This is a genomic window from Mycolicibacterium duvalii (assembly GCF_010726645.1).
Classification (GTDB): Bacteria; Actinomycetota; Actinomycetes; order Mycobacteriales; family Mycobacteriaceae; genus Mycobacterium; species Mycobacterium duvalii.
Genome location: NZ_AP022563.1, coordinates 871020 through 887022 on the forward strand (window position 1 = coordinate 871020; position 16003 = coordinate 887022).

16 protein-coding genes are annotated in these 16003 nt (G+C 69.4%); 10 read left to right on the forward strand and 6 right to left on the reverse strand.

The genetic code is table 11. The annotated features are described in order from the left end of the window. Window positions 1–97: 97 nt before the first annotated feature. A complete protein-coding gene (locus G6N31_RS03920) occupies window positions 98–613 on the forward strand; it encodes a hypothetical protein (protein WP_165776254.1) in 516 nt (171 codons plus the stop codon). A gap of 76 nt (window positions 614–689) precedes the next feature. Continuing rightward, window positions 690–1715, forward strand: coding sequence for an NAD(P)H-dependent amine dehydrogenase family protein (locus tag G6N31_RS03925; protein WP_234815393.1), 1026 nt, complete (start codon window positions 690–692; stop codon window positions 1713–1715). 3 nt (window positions 1716–1718) lie between these two features. Here the strand turns inward: G6N31_RS03925 and G6N31_RS03930 are convergent, their stop codons facing one another. Further along, the gene (locus G6N31_RS03930; RefSeq protein ID WP_098004534.1) at window positions 1719–2804 is read right to left on the reverse strand and encodes a class I SAM-dependent methyltransferase; all 1086 of its coding nucleotides are present in this window, start codon (window positions 2802–2804) and stop codon (window positions 1719–1721) included. A 97-nt stretch (window positions 2805–2901) separates the two neighbouring features. On the opposite strand from G6N31_RS03930, the gene G6N31_RS03935 reads away from it, so the two are divergent. Further along, a complete protein-coding gene (locus G6N31_RS03935; RefSeq protein ID WP_098004533.1) occupies window positions 2902–3480 on the forward strand; it encodes a hypothetical protein in 579 nt (192 codons plus the stop codon). Here G6N31_RS03935 and G6N31_RS03940 read toward each other — a convergent pair. Both G6N31_RS03940 and G6N31_RS03945 read right to left on the reverse strand, forming a co-directional pair. Beyond that, entirely contained in the window at window positions 3477–4100 is a 624-nt protein-coding gene (locus G6N31_RS03940; protein ID WP_098004532.1) for an MBL fold metallo-hydrolase, read from the reverse strand. The two genes, G6N31_RS03935 and G6N31_RS03940, sit on opposite strands and share 4 nt — an antisense overlap. Continuing rightward, on the reverse strand, window positions 4097–5191 hold the full coding sequence (locus tag G6N31_RS03945) for an S-(hydroxymethyl)mycothiol dehydrogenase (RefSeq protein ID WP_098004531.1): 1095 nt from the start codon (window positions 5189–5191) through the stop codon (window positions 4097–4099). The genes G6N31_RS03940 and G6N31_RS03945 overlap by 4 nt, the downstream gene beginning before the upstream one ends. A gap of 107 nt (window positions 5192–5298) precedes the next feature. Between G6N31_RS03945 and G6N31_RS03950 the strand changes: the two genes are divergently transcribed. The 5 genes from G6N31_RS03950 (at window position 5299) to G6N31_RS03970 (ending at window position 10464) form a co-directional block, all read left to right on the forward strand. Next, a complete protein-coding gene (locus tag G6N31_RS03950) occupies window positions 5299–6906 on the forward strand; it encodes a LuxR family transcriptional regulator (RefSeq protein ID WP_098004530.1) in 1608 nt (535 codons plus the stop codon). Between the two features lie 92 nt (window positions 6907–6998). Beyond that, the gene (locus G6N31_RS03955) at window positions 6999–8075 is read left to right on the forward strand and encodes a class I SAM-dependent methyltransferase (RefSeq protein WP_098004555.1); all 1077 of its coding nucleotides are present in this window, start codon (window positions 6999–7001) and stop codon (window positions 8073–8075) included. A 5-nt stretch (window positions 8076–8080) separates the two neighbouring features. Further along, window positions 8081–8986 carry a homocysteine S-methyltransferase family protein gene (locus G6N31_RS03960; protein ID WP_098004556.1) on the forward strand — a complete coding sequence of 302 codons (906 nt, stop codon included), beginning with the start codon at window positions 8081–8083 and terminating at the stop codon, window positions 8984–8986. Window positions 8987–8997: 11 nt separating this feature from the next. After that, the gene (locus tag G6N31_RS03965; protein WP_098004529.1) at window positions 8998–9822 is read left to right on the forward strand and encodes a serine hydrolase domain-containing protein; all 825 of its coding nucleotides are present in this window, start codon (window positions 8998–9000) and stop codon (window positions 9820–9822) included. A 129-nt stretch (window positions 9823–9951) separates the two neighbouring features. Then, on the forward strand, window positions 9952–10464 hold the full coding sequence (locus G6N31_RS03970) for a DUF3145 domain-containing protein (protein WP_098004528.1): 513 nt from the start codon (window positions 9952–9954) through the stop codon (window positions 10462–10464). On the opposite strand, the gene G6N31_RS03975 is transcribed toward G6N31_RS03970, so the two are convergent. Beyond that, on the reverse strand, window positions 10461–11366 hold the full coding sequence (locus G6N31_RS03975) for a diacylglycerol kinase (protein WP_098004527.1): 906 nt from the start codon (window positions 11364–11366) through the stop codon (window positions 10461–10463). The two genes, G6N31_RS03970 and G6N31_RS03975, sit on opposite strands and share 4 nt — an antisense overlap. Continuing rightward, window positions 11363–12943, reverse strand: coding sequence for an FAD-binding oxidoreductase (locus tag G6N31_RS03980; RefSeq protein ID WP_098004554.1), 1581 nt, complete (start codon window positions 12941–12943; stop codon window positions 11363–11365). The genes G6N31_RS03975 and G6N31_RS03980 overlap by 4 nt, the downstream gene beginning before the upstream one ends. Before the next feature lie 53 nt (window positions 12944–12996). Between G6N31_RS03980 and G6N31_RS03985 the strand changes: the two genes are divergently transcribed. Then, on the forward strand, window positions 12997–13575 hold the full coding sequence (locus G6N31_RS03985) for a TetR/AcrR family transcriptional regulator (RefSeq protein ID WP_098004526.1): 579 nt from the start codon (window positions 12997–12999) through the stop codon (window positions 13573–13575). Next, window positions 13572–15110 (forward strand): glycerol-3-phosphate dehydrogenase/oxidase, encoded by a 1539-nt coding sequence (locus tag G6N31_RS03990; protein ID WP_098004525.1) that lies wholly within the window; start codon window positions 13572–13574, stop codon window positions 15108–15110. Before G6N31_RS03985 ends, G6N31_RS03990 begins: the two co-directional genes overlap by 4 nt. A gap of 21 nt (window positions 15111–15131) precedes the next feature. On the opposite strand, the gene G6N31_RS03995 is transcribed toward G6N31_RS03990, so the two are convergent. Then, a complete protein-coding gene (locus G6N31_RS03995; protein WP_098004524.1) occupies window positions 15132–16001 on the reverse strand; it encodes a LysR family transcriptional regulator in 870 nt (289 codons plus the stop codon). Window positions 16002–16003 lie beyond the last annotated feature (2 nt).

Consider the following 16003-nt stretch of genomic DNA (forward strand, 5'->3'; position numbering starts at 1 on the left):
GAGCGGACAAACACGTGACTTCTGTGCGCACGGGCTGGGATACTCCAACGACCGTCCGCGTCCGCCGAAGGGAACAACCGTGAGAATCCTACGGGGTATGGCCACTTTTTCGGCCGTGCTCGCCGTCGTGCTCGGGATGTCGGTCGCTTCGACGACCCCGGCCCGGGCCAGCGAGGTGATGGAAGGCGTCTACACCTACACCCCGGCCGACGGCACTTCGGGAACCTGGACCATCTACCCCAGCTGCGTGCCGGTCGTCGGCGACCTCCGTGAACCGTTGTACCTGCCGGTCGGGTGCACGCTGCACGTCGCCGGCTCGCAGGGCGCACCGGGCGGAGACGCGCGGCTGGTCGGCGGAGTGTGGAGCTTCACCACACCCAACAGCAAGGGCATGAAGTGTCCCGACGGCACCTGGGCGCCCACCGTCGACACCCTGTCGTTCGACGACGCGACCATGTCGGGCACCCGCAGCATCTCCCACAACGGAAACTGCGGGATGCAGCCGGGCATCATCAACTCGCCGTTCACGCTGGCCTACCGCGAGGCGTTGCCGTTGCCGGTCGACCGCTATCCGCTGATCTGCGAACCGGGCGGGCTGCGGCGCTGCTTCTGAGAGCGAGGAGGACGAGCCGGTGAGCACTGCGGACGTGAAACGGGTCGTCGTCTGGGGCACCGGGTTCGTCGGGCGGATGGTGATCCCCGAGATCCTCGCCCATCCCCGCTTCACGCTGGTCGGTGTCGGCGTCAGCAACCCGGACAAAGTGGGGCGCGACGTCGGCGAGCTCTGTGGCCGCGACCCCGTCGGGTTGACCGCGACCGACGACGTCGACGCGTTGATCGACCTGAAACCCGACGCGCTGGTGCATTACGGGCCCACCGCCAACCACGCCGAGGCCAACATCGCGCTGATCACCCGCTTCCTGCGGGCCGGGATCGACGTCTGCTCCACCGCGATGACGCCCTGGATCTGGCCCAGCATGCACCTCAACCCGCCCAACTGGATCGAACCGATCACGGTGGCCTGTGAGCTGGGCGAGTCGTCGTGCTTCACCACCGGCATCGACCCCGGGTTCGCCAACGACCTCTTCCCGATGACGTTGATGGGCCTGTGCTCCGAGGTCCGCCGGGTTCGCGCGTCCGAACTGCTCGATTACACCAACTACGAAGGCGACTACGACCGCGAGATGGGCATCGGCCGGCCCCCCGAATACCGACCGCTGCTGGAGAACCCCGACATCCTGGTGTTCGCTTGGGGCGCAACGGTTCCGATGATCGCCCATGCGGCCGGCATCATGCTCGACGACATCACCACCACTTGGGAGAAGTGGGTGACCCCGACCGAACGTCCGACCGCCAAGGGTGTCATCGCGCCGGGCAACGTCGCGGCGGTGCGGTTCACCATCAACGGGGTCTACCGCGGCGAGACGCGCATCCAACTCGAGCATGTCAACCGGATCGGCAACGACGCCGCACCGGACTGGCCCGCGGGCACGGAGAACGACGTGTACCGCGTCGACATCGACGGCACCCCGAGCATCTTCCAGGAGACCGCCTTCCGTTTCACCGACGGCTCTGGCCGCGACGCCGCCGCGGCGGGCTGTCTGGCCACCGGGCTGCGAGCGCTCAACGCTGTGCCGGCGGTCAACGACCTGTCACCCGGCTGGGTCACCGCGCTGGATCTCCCGCTGATCCCGGGCGCCGGAACGATCCGCTGACGGTCAGGATTTCGGCCGCTTCAACAACTCCACGAGTGCCAGGGGGATCTGGGTCTGTTCCGGCGCCGCGGCCAGCCGGTCGGCGACCGCCTTCTCCAGCCGGTCGAACAGCTCACCGGCGCGCGGATCGGTGTCGCCGCCGTCGAGCGCGGCCAGCAGCGCCGGGAACACCGAGGCCCGCGCGAAGCCGGCCCACCGGGCCCCGAACGCTTCGGCGTCCTTGTCGACCTGATAGCGATGCCAGAATCGGTCCTCGGCGTTGAACACCTCCAGGTGCTCGATCGCGAGACCTTCGAACCGGCCGGACGGGGCGAACGGCGCGATGAAATCCGAGACTCGCCGCGCGAAGGTGGGGATGCACATCCGCGCCACCTCGTGGCCGTGGAGCAGTCCCGCGCCGGACAGTTCGTCGAGCGCGTCCACCAGCGCCGTGAGCAGCGATCCGAAGCCGAACTCGTCGTCCTCGCCGACGGCCATCGTCATCACCACCAGGCGGCCGCCGGGTGCCAGCTCACGACCGCGGAACGCGATGAACTCGTGCCAGTCCCGCGCAGCCTGCTTGGCAAAGGCTGTGCGCACCGCCTCGTCGTCGCAGAAGGCGACCTGCAGGTGACCGTCGATGACCGCGGGCGTCTGACTCAGCCACTGAATGGCCCACGCGCTCCAGCCCAGATGCACGCTGTTGGACGGCAGGATCTGGGAGTAGAACGAGCGGCCCACCGCCGAGGCGAACGTGACCCGGTCTTTGCGCAGGTAGGTGTCGGGGTCCTCCTCGAGCGTGCGGAACAGCGCGGTGAAGTCATTGTCCGGGCGGTCGGTGTGCGCGACGGCAATCGAGTGCTCGGGCCGGGTGCGGCCGCGCAACACCGCGATCGCAGCGCCGATCGGCAACAGCGAGTTGTGCCCTGTGGCCGCGCCGTAGTCGGCGATCAGGATCGGCTGGGGCGGCTCCGGTAGCGGGACCGCAGCCGCGGCCTGCTCGAAGACCGCGATGGCCTGCGACAGTCCGGCGGCCTGCAGCCGGGACGCGGCGGTGTAGGTGCCGCTGTCCATCGGCTCCGGCCGCACGACGATGCTCGATTCAGGCATCGCGACCTCCGGGGGCGTCGGGACATTCCGTCACCTACGACCGTAGCCCGCGCGCGCCTCCCGCGCCGCAGAAGAGCCGTCGTGGCAGACTGCGCGGATGGACCGCCAGGCCGGGCCCCGGATCGCCGTCACGCTGGCGATCCTCACCGCTGTCCTCGGCGTGGTCGGATTCGTCGTCACGCTGGTACTCAACGCGGTCGTCTACGACGAGTTCGACGCCTACGGCGAGGTGCCCGTGCCCGGCTCCGGGCGGTTCGTGTTGCCCGCCGGCGAGGCCACGATCAGTTTCCGCGCAGTGGTGCCCGGCGGCCTCGACGAGGACGACAGTCTGCCCGTACCGCCCCTTCAGCTGAGCATCCGGCCGCCCAGCGGGGTTCCCGAGCCGGTCGTCACCGAGACCATGCGGTCGGTGACCGCGATCAACAACGATGTGCGCGTGCGGATCTGGGTTGCGCAGGTCAGCCAGGAAGCGGTTTACGACATCACCGCGCGCGGTGCGGTCGGCGGCTACCGGAGTCCGCACCTCGCATTCGGCCGGGATACGTCGGTGGGCTGGGCGCCGTGGGCCTTCGGCGCGGTGTTCGCAGGCGGACTCCTGTGGCTGGCCGTGGCGTTGCGCTGGTCGGCGCGGGCGGGCAGGCGGCCCCGCCCGCTGCCCGGGCCGACTCAGATCTAGCTGCCGCGCGCCACCCATTCGTCGTAGTGCACGATCTCGTCACCGACGGTGGTGGTGTCGCCGTGGCCGGTGTAGACCACCGTTTCGCCGGGCAGGGTGCCCAGCCGTCCGGAGATCGATTCCAGGATGGTGGGGAAGTCGGAGAACGAGCGCCCCGTCGCGCCCGGGCCGCCCTGGAAGAGGGTGTCGCCGCTGAAGACCGCGTTGAGTTCGGGCGCGTGCCAGCAAACTGACCCCGGCGAATGGCCCGGGGTGTGCAGCGCGCGCAGTTCGGTGCCGGCGACCCGGATGGTGTCACCGTCGGTGACGGTGCGGAAGTCCTTGTCCGGATGGGTCATTCGCCACAGCACGTCATCGGCGGGGTGCAGCAACACCGGGGCGTCGAGGGCCTGGCCGAGCTGCGGGGCGACGGTGACGTGGTCGTTGTGACCGTGGGTGCAGATTACCGCCACCACGTGGCGCCCGCCGACGGCGTCGATGATCGGCTCGGCGGTGTGCGCGGCGTCGAACACCACGACTTCCTTGTCGTCGCCGACGATCCAGATGTTGTTGTCGACGTCCCAACTGCCGCCGTCGAGCTCGAAGGTGCCGCTGGTGACCAGCCGCTGGATCGCGCTCACAGGATCACCACCGAACGCAGCACGGCGTCCTCGCTACCGGCGTGCATCTTGTGAAAAGCCTCCTCGATCTGGTCGAGCCCGATGCGTTCGGTGACGAACTCGTCGAGCGGGAAGCGGCCCTGCAGATAGAGACTGATCAGCGTCGGGAAGTCCCGTTCGGGCAGGCAGTCGCCGTACCAGGACGACTTCAGTGCGCCGCCGCGGGAGAAGAAGTCGATCAGCGGCATCTGCAGCGTCATATCCGGAGTCGGCACCCCGACCAGCACCACGGTGCCGGCCAGATCGCGTGCGTAGAACGCCTGCTTCCACGTCTCGGGCCGGCCCACCGCGTCGATCACCACATCGACGCCGAAACCGTCGGTGAGGTCCTGGATGGTCTCGACCGGGTCGAGGTCGCCGGCGTTGATGGTGTGGGTGGCACCGAACTTGCGGGCCCAGTCCAGCTTCCGGTTGTCCATGTCGACCGCGATGATCTGCCGGGCGCCGACCAAGCGGGCTCCCGCGATGGCCGCGTCGCCCACGCCGCCGCACCCGATCACCGCGACGGTGTCGTCGCGGTTGACCGCGCCGGTGTTGATCGCCGCTCCGACCCCGGCCATCACCCCGCAGCCCAGCAGTCCGGCCGCGGCCGGGTCGGCCGCGGGATCGACTTTGGTGCACTGACCTTCGTGCACCAGCGTCTTGTCGGCGAAGGCGCCGATGCCCAGCGCCGGGGTCAGCTCGGTTCCATCGGTCAGCGTCATCTTCTGGGCGGCGTTGTGGGTGTCGAAGCACAGGTGCGGACGTCCCCGTTTACACGCCCGGCACTGCCCGCACACCGCGCGCCAGTTCAGCACCACGAAGTCACCCGGTTCGACGTTGGTCACGCCGGTGCCGACTGATTCCACGACACCGGCCGCCTCATGCCCGAGCAGGAACGGGAACTCGTCGTTGATGCCGCCCTCGCGGTAGTGCAGATCGGTATGACATACCCCGCAGGCCTGAATGTCGACGACCACCTCACCCGGCCCCGGATCAGGAATCACGATGTCGACCACCTCGACCGGTTGAGCCTTCGCCCGTGAGATCACTCCACGCACAGTCTGAGTCATGGCTACAACATATCTCCTCCGCTGGACACCTGTCCGACTGCGGGCGGGCATGGGGCAGCCCTCGATCGATCTATCCTGAACAGCTCATTCGCGGGATACTGGAGCCCATGCTGGCTCCGACCCAGTCCGACCTGCTGTCCACCGCCCGGGACGCGCACCGGCGCGGAGACTGGCATGCCAGCTACGAGGCGTTCGACGTGGTCGGCCGGTTGGCGCCGCTGAGCACCGACGACTTGGACGCGTTCTCCTTCGCGGCGTGGCGGCTGGGCTACATCAAAGAGTCCAGCCGAGCCGCCGAGCGGGTGTACGCCGAGCTGACCCGAACCGACTCGACCGCCGCCGCGATGAAGGCCAACGAACTGGCGCTGGCCTGGCTGGTGCGCGGCGATGTCAACATCGCCCAGGGCTGGATGAACCGGTCCCGTCGGCTGCTGACCGGTCTCGACGACAGCGCCGCTCACGGCTATCTGACCTACCTCGAAGCCGCGATGGCCGCGGTGACGCACGATTTCGATGCGCTGCGCCGGCACGTCCTTCGATTGCGGGAACTCGCCGACCGCCTGGACACTCCCGCCGTCACCGCGCTGGGCCTGATCGCCGCGGGCGTCGACGCGATCCTGCACGCGCGCACCGCCGAGGGCTACGCGCTGATCGACGAGGCGATGCTGCCGTTGATGGCCGACCAGGTGCCCATCGAATGGGCCGGCGACCTGTACTGCATCGTGTTACACCACTGCCACAAGCTCGCCGATCTGCCGCGGATGCGTTCCTGGACGCAGTCGATGGAGCAGTGGTGCGGGGTGTCCGGATCCGTGCCCTACGGCGGGGTCTGCGATGTGCACAGGCTTCAGGTGCAGGTCGGCACCGACGACTACCGGACGCTGGAGAACCGGCTGGCGTCGGCCAGCCGCGCGCTGCAGGACGTGAATGGCTGGGCCGCCGCCGAAGGCTACTACCAGCTCGGCGAGGTGCGCCGGCTGATGGGCGACTTCGACGGGGCAGCAACCGCGTTCGACCAAGCGCGGGCGTTGGGGATGGACCCGCAGCCCGGCGAAGCGCTGCTGGCCTGCCGGCGCGGGGAGCATGCCGGGGCGTGGACGGCGATCCGGCTGGCGCTGACCGGTGGCGATCGGCTGGACCGGGTGCGGCTGTTGCGCGCAGCGGTGCAGATCGCGCTGACCCGCGATGCCCTCGCCGAAGCCGAAACCCACTGTGTCGAACTCGAAGCCGACGCGCAAGCCTTCGGCACACCGGGGTTCCGCGCCTGGGCTGCGCACGCCCGCGGTGCGCTGCTGGTCCGACAGGGGCACTTCGAGCAGGCCCTGGAGGTGCTGACCGAGGCGCTGCGCGAATACCGGGTGCAGCAGTCGCGGTACGACACCGCCGAGGTCTACGGGTGGATGGTGCTGGCCCACCGCGGGCTGGGGCACCACGATGCCGCCGCCGCCGACGCGGCCACAGCCGACGCGATCTACGCCGAGCTCGGCGTAGACCCGGCCGGGATCTGCGGGTCCTCGGCGCCGGGACTTCTGACCCGGCGCGAATGCGAGGTGCTGGCCTGCATTGCCCGCGGCGCGACCAATCGGCAAGCGGCGCAACAGCTTTTCCTCAGCGAGAAGACGATCGGCCGCCACCTGGCCAACATCTATGCCAAGATCGGAGTGTCGTCGCGAACCGCGGCGGCGTCCTGGGCGCGGCAACACAACGTGATCTGATCTGATCTGCATCATTTGCCCCATGGGCGGGCGAACAAATACATCGGGTAACCGATGCCACGGCGCTGCCGGGCGGCCTAACGTTGCTGGTCATGACGACATTGCACGACCCTTCGACGGTCGACACCACCGAGGAATTCGCCCAGCGCATCGTGGGTGCCATCGACGCTGCCAGCGTGGCGATCCTGCTGTCCATCGGCCACCAGACCCGGCTGTTCGACACTCTCGCCGAACTGCCCCCGGCCACCAGCACCCAGATCGCCGACGCCGCCGGCCTCGACGAGCGTTACGTGCGCGAATGGCTGGGCGGGGTGGTCACCGCGGGCATCATCGACTACGACGCGGCGGCGCAGACGTATTCGCTGGCCCCACACCGCGCCGCCGTGCTGACCCGTAACGCCGGGCCCGACAACCTGGCCCGGGTCGCGCAGTTCATCCCGCTGCTGGGTGAGGTCGAACAGAAGGTCATCGCCTGCTTCCGGCACGGTGGCGGTCTGTCCTATGCCGAGTATCCGCGGTTTCACACGCTCATGGCCGAGGAGAGCGGCGAGGTGTTCGACGCCGCGCTGGTCGATGTGGTGCTGCCCCTGGTCGACGGGCTGCCCGAGAAGCTGACGGCCGGCGTCGATGTCGCCGACTTCGGGTGCGGCAGCGGTCATGCGGTCAACGTGATGGCCCAGGCGTTTCCGGCCAGCAGGTTCGTCGGCATCGATTTCTCCGAGGAAGGTCTGGCGGCGGGGACGGACGAGGCGCGTCGCCTCGGCCTGACCAACGCCGCTTTCGAGCAGGCCGACGTCGCCGGTTACGACCGCACCGAGGTCTTCGACGTCGTCACGGCGTTCGACGCGATCCACGACCAGGCTCATCCGGCGCGCGTGCTGGCCAACATCCACCGCGCGTTGCGTCCCGGCGGGGTGTTCCTGATGGTCGACATCAAGGCCTCCACGAGACTCGAGGACAACATCGGGGTGCCGTTCGCGCCGTACCTCTACACCGTCTCCACGATGCACTGCATGAGCGTGTCGCTGGGCCTCGATGGTGACGGGCTGGGCACCTGCTGGGGGCGTGAACTGGCCACCAGCATGCTGTCCGACGCCGGCTTCAGCGACGTGACGGTGCGCGAGATCGACTCCGACCCGCTGAATTACTACTACGTCGGGCGGAAGTGAGCCCGATGTTGTTCGTCACCGACGGCGGCCTGGAGACCGAACTCGTCTTCCACGACGGTCGGGACCTTCCGGGTTTCGCCGCGTTCCCGCTGCTGGAAACCCCTGACGGTCGGGCCCGGCTGCAGCGCTACTACGACGGTTATCTCGACATCGCCCGACGGCACCGCACCGGCTTCGTGGTCGAGACCCCGACCTGGCGCGCCAACCCCGACTGGGCGGCGCAACTCGGGTACTCGGTGCAGCGGCTCGACGAGCTCAATCGCGCGGCGGTCGAACTGGCCGAGGAGGTGCGCGCGGCCGCGCAGGCCGACGGCGTCACCGCAGTGGTGAGCGGATGTATCGGTCCGCGCGGGGACGGGTACGACCCCGGCGCCGCCATGACCACTGGCGAAGCCGAGGACTACCACGCCACCCAGATCGGGACCTACGCGGCGACGTCAGCCGATCGGGTCACCGCGATCACGATGACCAACACACCCGAGGCGGTCGGCGTGGTCCGGGCCGCCGCGGCGGCCGGCATCACCTCCGCGGTCTCGTTCACCGTCGAGACCGACGGCCGGCTGCCCACGGGTCAGCCGCTGCATGAGGCCGTCGAGCAGACCGACGCCGAGACCGCTGCCGCCGCGGAGTTCTTCATGGTCAACTGTGCGCACCCGACGCACTTCGCGGCCGCGCTCGACCACGACGGCCCGTGGCTGCGACGGCTGGGCGGGCTGCGCGCCAACGCCTCGACCCTCAGCCACGCTGAACTCGACGTGGCCACCGAGTTGGACGACGGCGATCCCGACGATCTGGCGGCTGCGCACGTCGCGCTGCGCCACCGTCTGCCCGCGGTCGCGGTGCTCGGCGGGTGCTGCGGCACCGACGCCCGGCATGTGGCCGCGCTGTGCGCCGCTTGGGAGGCGAACTAGGCTCGGGCGCGATGAGCGCACTCGACGTGCTGGCCGACTGGCCGGTCCCGACTGTGGCCGCGGCGGTGGTGGGCCGCGACGGGACGATCGCCCACCACGGCGACACCACCCACGCATTCGCGCTGGCGTCGGTGACCAAGCTGCTTGTCGCCCGCGCCGTCCAGGTGGCCGTCGAAGAAGGGGCGGTCGACCTGGACAGCGAGGCCGGGCCGCCGGGATCGACCGTGCAGCACCTCCTGGCGCACGCGGCCGGCTACGAGATGACCTCGGGCAAGGTCATCGCCGCGCCGGGCACCCGCAGGATCTACTCGAATCACGGTTTCACCGTGCTGGCCCAGACTCTCGAACAGGCGACCGACATTCCGTTCGCCGACTACCTCCGCGACGCGGTGTTCCAACCGCTCGGGATGTCGGACACGGCGTTCGACGGTGGGGCCGAGGCGGCCGGATTCGGCGGCACATCCACGGTCGACGACCTGGCGGTATTCGCCCGTGACCTGCTGGTTCCCGCCACCGTGTCGCAGCAGATGCACGACCGGGCCATCAGTGTGGCCTTCGAGGGGCTCGACGGGGTGCTGCCCGGGTTCGGGGTGCAGCGACCCAACGACTGGGGCCTCGGTTTCGAGATTCGCGACGGCAAATCCCCGCACTGGACCGGGGCGGCGAACTCGCCGCGCACGTTCGGCCATTTCGGTCAGTCCGGGACGTTCCTGTGGGTGGATCCCGAGGCGGAGTTGGCGCTGGTCGTGCTCACGGACCGGCAGTTCGGCGACTGGGCACACGAGGTGATGCCGGCACTGTCTGATGAAGTCCTAAGAGAGTTCGGGTCGGACTAGCGCAACGTCCGTCTCACGAGGCACAATGGACTCGCAAGTCACAACTTCATCTGCATTCACTTTTGCTGCTGTTCGGCGCACACCAGGTCGTTGGGGAAGACGTCCCTCGTGGAGCCGAAGGAGTAGCAGATGCGTGCAGCGAACCAATTCGCCGACGCGACGACGGGCGTGGTGTACATCCATGCCTCGCCCGCGGCGGTGTGCCCGCATGTCGAGTGGGCGTTGTCGTCGACCCTCAATGCGAGGGCGAATCTGAAGTGGACGCCGCAGCCCGCCATGCCCGGGCAGCTCCGTGCGGTGACCAACTGGGTCGGCCCGGTGGGCACCGGAGCCCAGTTGGCCAATGCGCTGCGCTCCTGGTCGGTGCTGCGCTTCGAGGTGACCGAGGACCCCAGTCAGGGCGTGGACGGCCACCGCTGGTGCCACACCCCGCAGTTGGGGTTGTGGAGCGGTGCGATGAGTGCCAACGGTGACGTGATGGTCGGTGAGATGAGGCTGCGCACGCTGATGGCCGGCGGTGCGGACATGCTGGCCTCGGAGCTGGACTCCGTGCTGGGCACCGCGTGGGACGAGGCGCTCGAGGCCTACCGCGACGGGGGCGAGGGCGCCGAGGTCAGCTGGCTGAGCAGGGGAGTGGGCTAAACGGGCCGCAGGATCTTCAGCGCGGCGGGAACCGCGGAGATCCGCACCGGCAGCGGACAGACGTACTCGCCGTCGGCATAGGCATTGATGTCGAAATCCCCGGGCACTTCCACCGTGATGACACGGGCCCGCGCCGTGCGCACCTCGTCGAGGTCGACGTGGGTGCCCTTGAACACGGTCGGGAACAACCGGATCAGCCGGGTGCGCGATGCGGAGGCGACCATGGTCGCGTCGATCCGGCCGTCGCGCGGGTCCGCATCGGGACAGATCAGCATGCCGCCGCCGTAGCTGCGGGTGTTGCCGAATGCGGCCAGGGTGAGCTCGGTCGTGAGCTCCGTGCCGTCGAACGTCAGCCGGAACGGCAGCAGCCGTAGTTTCGACAACTCGGCGACCATCGCGAGGTTGTAGCGCATCCGGCCGTGCGGCCAGCGCATTCGGTTGGTGCGGTCGGTCACCAGCGAGTCGAACCCGGCGGCCATCACGGTGCCGAACCATCGACGCGTGCCGTCGGCGCCCTCGATCAACCCGAGATCGATGGTGTCGGCCTCGCCGTCGACGACGACGTCGGCGGCGGCCACCGGATTGGTGGGGATGCCGAACTCGCGCGCGTGGTCGTTGCCCGTCCCGGCCGGGACGATGCCCAGCGGGATGTCGGTCTGGGCGAGCACCTGCAGCGCCAGGGACACGATGCCGTCGCCGCCGACGACCACCAGCGCGTCCATCCCGCGTTCCAGCGCACCCTCGACCAACAGCCGGGCGTGCGCGGGGTCGCGGCCGGCGATGGCCACCACATCGACGCCCCGCTTGTGCAGGTGCGCGATGGCCCGTTCGGCGGCGTGCGACGCGCTGCCATGCCCGGACGCCGGATTGGTCAGGACGGTGACGCGCGAGCGGCCGGTCACGGAATCAGCTTGCCCGGATTGAGGATTCCCGCCGGGTCCAGCGTCGCCTTCACCGCCCGCAGCACCTCGACGCCCAGTTCGCCGACCTCGTCGCGCATCCAAGGCCGATGGTCCGCACCGACCGCGTGGTGGTGGGTGATGGTCGCGCCGGAACGCATCATCGCCTCGGACGCCGCGGCCTTGGCCGTGCGCCACTGCTCGATCGGATTGCCGCGCTGGGCGGCGACGACGGTGAAGTACAGCGACGCTCCGGTCGGGTACACATGCGAAATGTGGCACAGCACCAGGGCTGCTGTCCCCGATTCGGCCAGGGAGTCGGTGAGTGCCGCGGTCACCGCGGTCTTCACCGCCGCCAGGTTCGACCAGTTCGTCGCCGTCTCCAGCGTCTCGCACAGCGCGCCGGCGGCCAGCAGCGCGTCGCGCAGATACGGGGCGTTGAACCGGCCGTGCTCCCAGTCGCGTGCGGGCTGTTCCCCCAGCGAGGTGCCGCCCCGGGCGGCCAGCAGCTCACGCGTCTCGGCGTGCCGGCTGGCCACATGGGCTTCGGTACCTTCGAACGCCGTGATGGCCAGGCAGCCGCCGGTGATCTGCTGTTCGCCGATCTGCTCGGTGGTGGCCAGGTTGACGCCGGTCTCGGCTTCGTCGGACAACCGGATCACCGTCGGCCCGGTGCCGGTCTGCACCACGGCGCGCAGTGCCTCGGCGCCCGTGGCGAAATCCGGGAAAGACCACGCTTCGTAGCGGGTGCTCTCCGGCACCGGGTGGACGCGCACGCGCACGCGGGTGATCACCCCGAACGTCCCCTCCGAGCCGAGCAGCAGGTGCCGAAGATCCGGTCCGGCCGCCGACGCCGGGGCGCGCCCGACGTCGAGGATGCCGGCGGGGGTCACCGCGCGCACACCGCGGACCATGTCGTCGAAGCGGCCGTAACCCGCAGAGTCCTGACCCGACGAGCGGGTGGCCGCGAAGCCGCCGATGGTGGCGAACCGGAAGCTCTGCGGAAAATGGCCGAGTGAGAATCCCCGCTCGCCGAGCAGCTGCTCGGCCTGCGGGCCGGTCAGTCCGGCGCCGAGTTCGGCCTCCCAGGACACCGCGTCGAGCGCATGCAGCTCGTCGAGCCGGCGCAGATCCAGCGTCACCACGGCCTTGAAGTCGCCGCGCAACGGGTCCAGCCCGCCGACCACGCTGGTCCCGCCGCCGAACGGGACGACGGCGATGCTGTGGTCGGCGCAGTAGCCGAGCAACTCCGCCACCTCCTGCTCGCTACCCGGGAGCAGGACCGCGTCGGGCGCATCCTGCACGCCGAAATCCTTGCGGCGCAGTAGGTCCAACGTGGATTTGCCGCCCGCCCGCAACAGCCGGCCGCGGTCGTCGACCACCAGGTGCTCGGCGCCGACGATGGCGCCCATTCCGGAGCGGTCGGCCGGGGCCAACGCCGACGGCCGCAACCGCACCTGCTCGATCTCGGGCTGGGCGATGTCGGTGGCGTCGATGCCCAGCGCTTGGTTGAGCAGACTGCGGATTCCGGCCGAGAGCGGCTTGGCCAACACCGGGTCACCCCAGGCATTCCACTGCATCGGCGGGTCGCTCGGCTGCGCTGCTGCGGGAGTCATGAGTTACAGTATTACAGATGACGTCAATCCGTAACTCGGTGGCCACGGTCGAGGAGCGCATCCTCGACGCCGCAGCGGCCTGCGTCCTGGCCTACGGTGTGGACCGGGTGACGATGACCGAGATCGCCCGGCGGGCCCGGGTCAGCCGTCCGACGATCTATCGCCGCTGGCCCGACATCCGCTGGGTGATCGCCGAACTTCTGACCGTGCGTATCGCCGGGGTGCTCGACGGGGTGCCCGAGCAGGGGGTCGGCCGGGCCGCCACGGTGGCCCGGGTGGTGGCCGTGGCGCGGCACCTGCGCAATGACGACGTGGTGATGTCGGTCATCCACAACGCCCCCGCGATCGCGATGACCTACATCGCCGACCGGCTCGGCACCAGCCAGCAGATCCTCGTCGACACCTTGGCCGAGGCGATCAAGGCCGGTCAGGACGAGGGCAGCATCCGCGCCGGGGACCCGCGGGGGATGGCCGCGATGTGCCTGCTGATCACCCAGTCGACCATCCAGTCGGCCCAGATGGTCGGTGACCTGCTCGACGCCGACGCCCTCGACACGGAACTGGGCCTGGCCCTGAGCGGATATCTGAAACCATGAACAAGACATCAGCGTTGAACGCCACCCGGCGTCGCTCGGAATTGCAGCGCCTGGGCGACGGTGCGCCGATCGACGTCCTCGTCATCGGCGGCGGCATCACCGGTGCCGGCATCGCACTGGACGCGGCCAGTCGCGGAATGTCCGTGGCGCTCGTCGAGAAGCACGACCTCGCATTCGGCACCAGCCGCTGGAGTTCGAAACTCGTCCACGGCGGTCTGCGGTATCTGGCCACGGGCAACATCGGCATCGCGCGCCGCAGTGCGGTGGAGCGGAATCTGCTGATGACGCGCAACGCCCCTCACCTGGTGCACGCGATGCCGCAACTGGTTCCGCTGCTGCCGGAAATGACCACCGCGTCGCGGGCGCTGGTGCGGGTCGGATTCGCCGCCGGCGACGGACTGCGCAGGCTGGCGGGCACGCCCGCGTCGGTACTGCCGCGATCCCGCCGGATCGATGCGCGCCGGGCGGCCGAACTGGCGCCGACCGTACGCCGCGCCGGACTCGACGGTGCACTGCTGGCCTATGACGGGCAGTTGATCGACGACGCGCGACTGGTCACCGCCGTCGCCCGGACAGCCGCCCAGTGCGGTGCGACGGTGCTGACGCGGGTGGTCGCGTCGCAGGCGTCGGGCACGTCGGCCACCCTGACCGACACTCTGACCGGCGAGACACTCGAGGTGACGGCGCGCGCGGTGATCAACGCCTCGGGCGTATGGGCGGGTGCCGTCGACGAATCGGTGAAGCTGCGTCCCAGCCGCGGCACCCATCTGGTCTTCGACGCGGCGGTATTCGGCAATCCGGTTGCCGCGCTCACGGTTCCGATTCCCGGGGAGATCAACCGCTTCGTCTTCGCGATGCCCGAACAGCTCGGACGGGTGTATCTGGGGCTGACCGACGAAGATGCACCCGGCCCGATCCCGGATGTGCCGGAGCCGACCGCGGCGGAGATCACCTTCCTACTCGAGACCGTCAACACGGCGCTGGAGACGTCGGTGGGACCCGCAGACGTGATCGGGGCGTATGCGGGGTTGCGGCCGCTGATCGACACCGGGTCGGGCCGGACCGCCGACGTCTCGCGCGAGCATGCGGTCACCGAATCGCCGTCGGGCGTCATCAGCGTGATCGGTGGGAAGCTCACCGAGTATCGCTACATGGCCGAGGATGTCCTCGACCGCGCCGTCACGCTGCGCGGGCTCACCGCCGGACCCTGCCGGACACGCAACCTGCCGCTGGTTGGCGCGCCGTCGAACCCGGGTGCAGCCCCGCGCTCCGCCGTCGCACTACCCGACTCGCTGGTGGCCCGCTACGGCGCCGAGGCGGCCGATGTCCTGGCGCAGGCGCGTTGCGAGCGGCCAGCCGAAGCCGTGGCCGAGGGCATCGATGTCACACGCGCGGAATTCGAGTACGCAATCACCCATGAAGGCGCGCTGAGTGTCGACGACATCCTCGACCGGCGCACGCGCATCGGCCTGGTGGCCACGGACCGGGAGCGCGCAACCGATTGCGCGGCAGAGATTCTGGCGACCTTGAGCTGACATCACGTGCTCGCGCTGCCTTCAGCGCAACAACACATCGCGAACATCGGATGCTGTATGACGTTGCCAGAGAGCCTGCACGGGCACGACGAGAGGCGGCCGAAGGTCGACGACCCGGACGCGGCCGTCCATTGCCGGGCCCGCGGGCGCGGTGACGAACGCGATGGCGCCGGTGGTCAGTGGAGCGGCGACGGTCGCTGCACCCTGCACTCGGCTCACCACGTAGTCAGGCTCGAATCCCGCTCGGCGACAGGCCCCCAGGAGCAGGTCGCTGTAGTACGACGCACCCGGGGGCGCCCATAGCGCGATGCGTTCGCCGGCCAGGGCGGCGATGTCGATTTCCACCTCGGCGGCCAGTCGGTGCTGCGCCGGCACGGCCACCCGAACGGGGTGATAGCCGACTACGGCCCCCGCCAGGTCATGACTGGGCACCACCCCGCGCCGCAACCCCAGCTGAACCGATCCGCCCAGGATGGCATCGATCAGGTCATCGGGGTACATCTGCCGAAATGTGAAGGAGGTCGACGCATGTTCATCGATGGCCGTCTCCATCACGCTGTACACCTCGGCTCCGCTCAGGGCGGGTGTGTGGCCGACGACGTAGACCTCGTCGTCCCCACTGGCGACCCGTTCGACATGCTCGGCGACGGTACGAGCGGCCGCCAACAACGTCCGTCCTTCTCGGAGCAGCAGCGCCCCAGCGCCGGTGGTGGTGACGCGGCGGCCTTCGCGGACGAGAAGCGCTGCGCCCAGCTCCTTTTCGAGCTGCCGCACCGACGTGCTCAACGCCTGCTGGCTCAGGTGCAACTCGGCGGCCGCCCGCGTGAAGCTGCCCACCTCGGCCACCGCGATGAAGTGACGCAGTCGGCGCAGATCCGGAGTGGAGACCATCT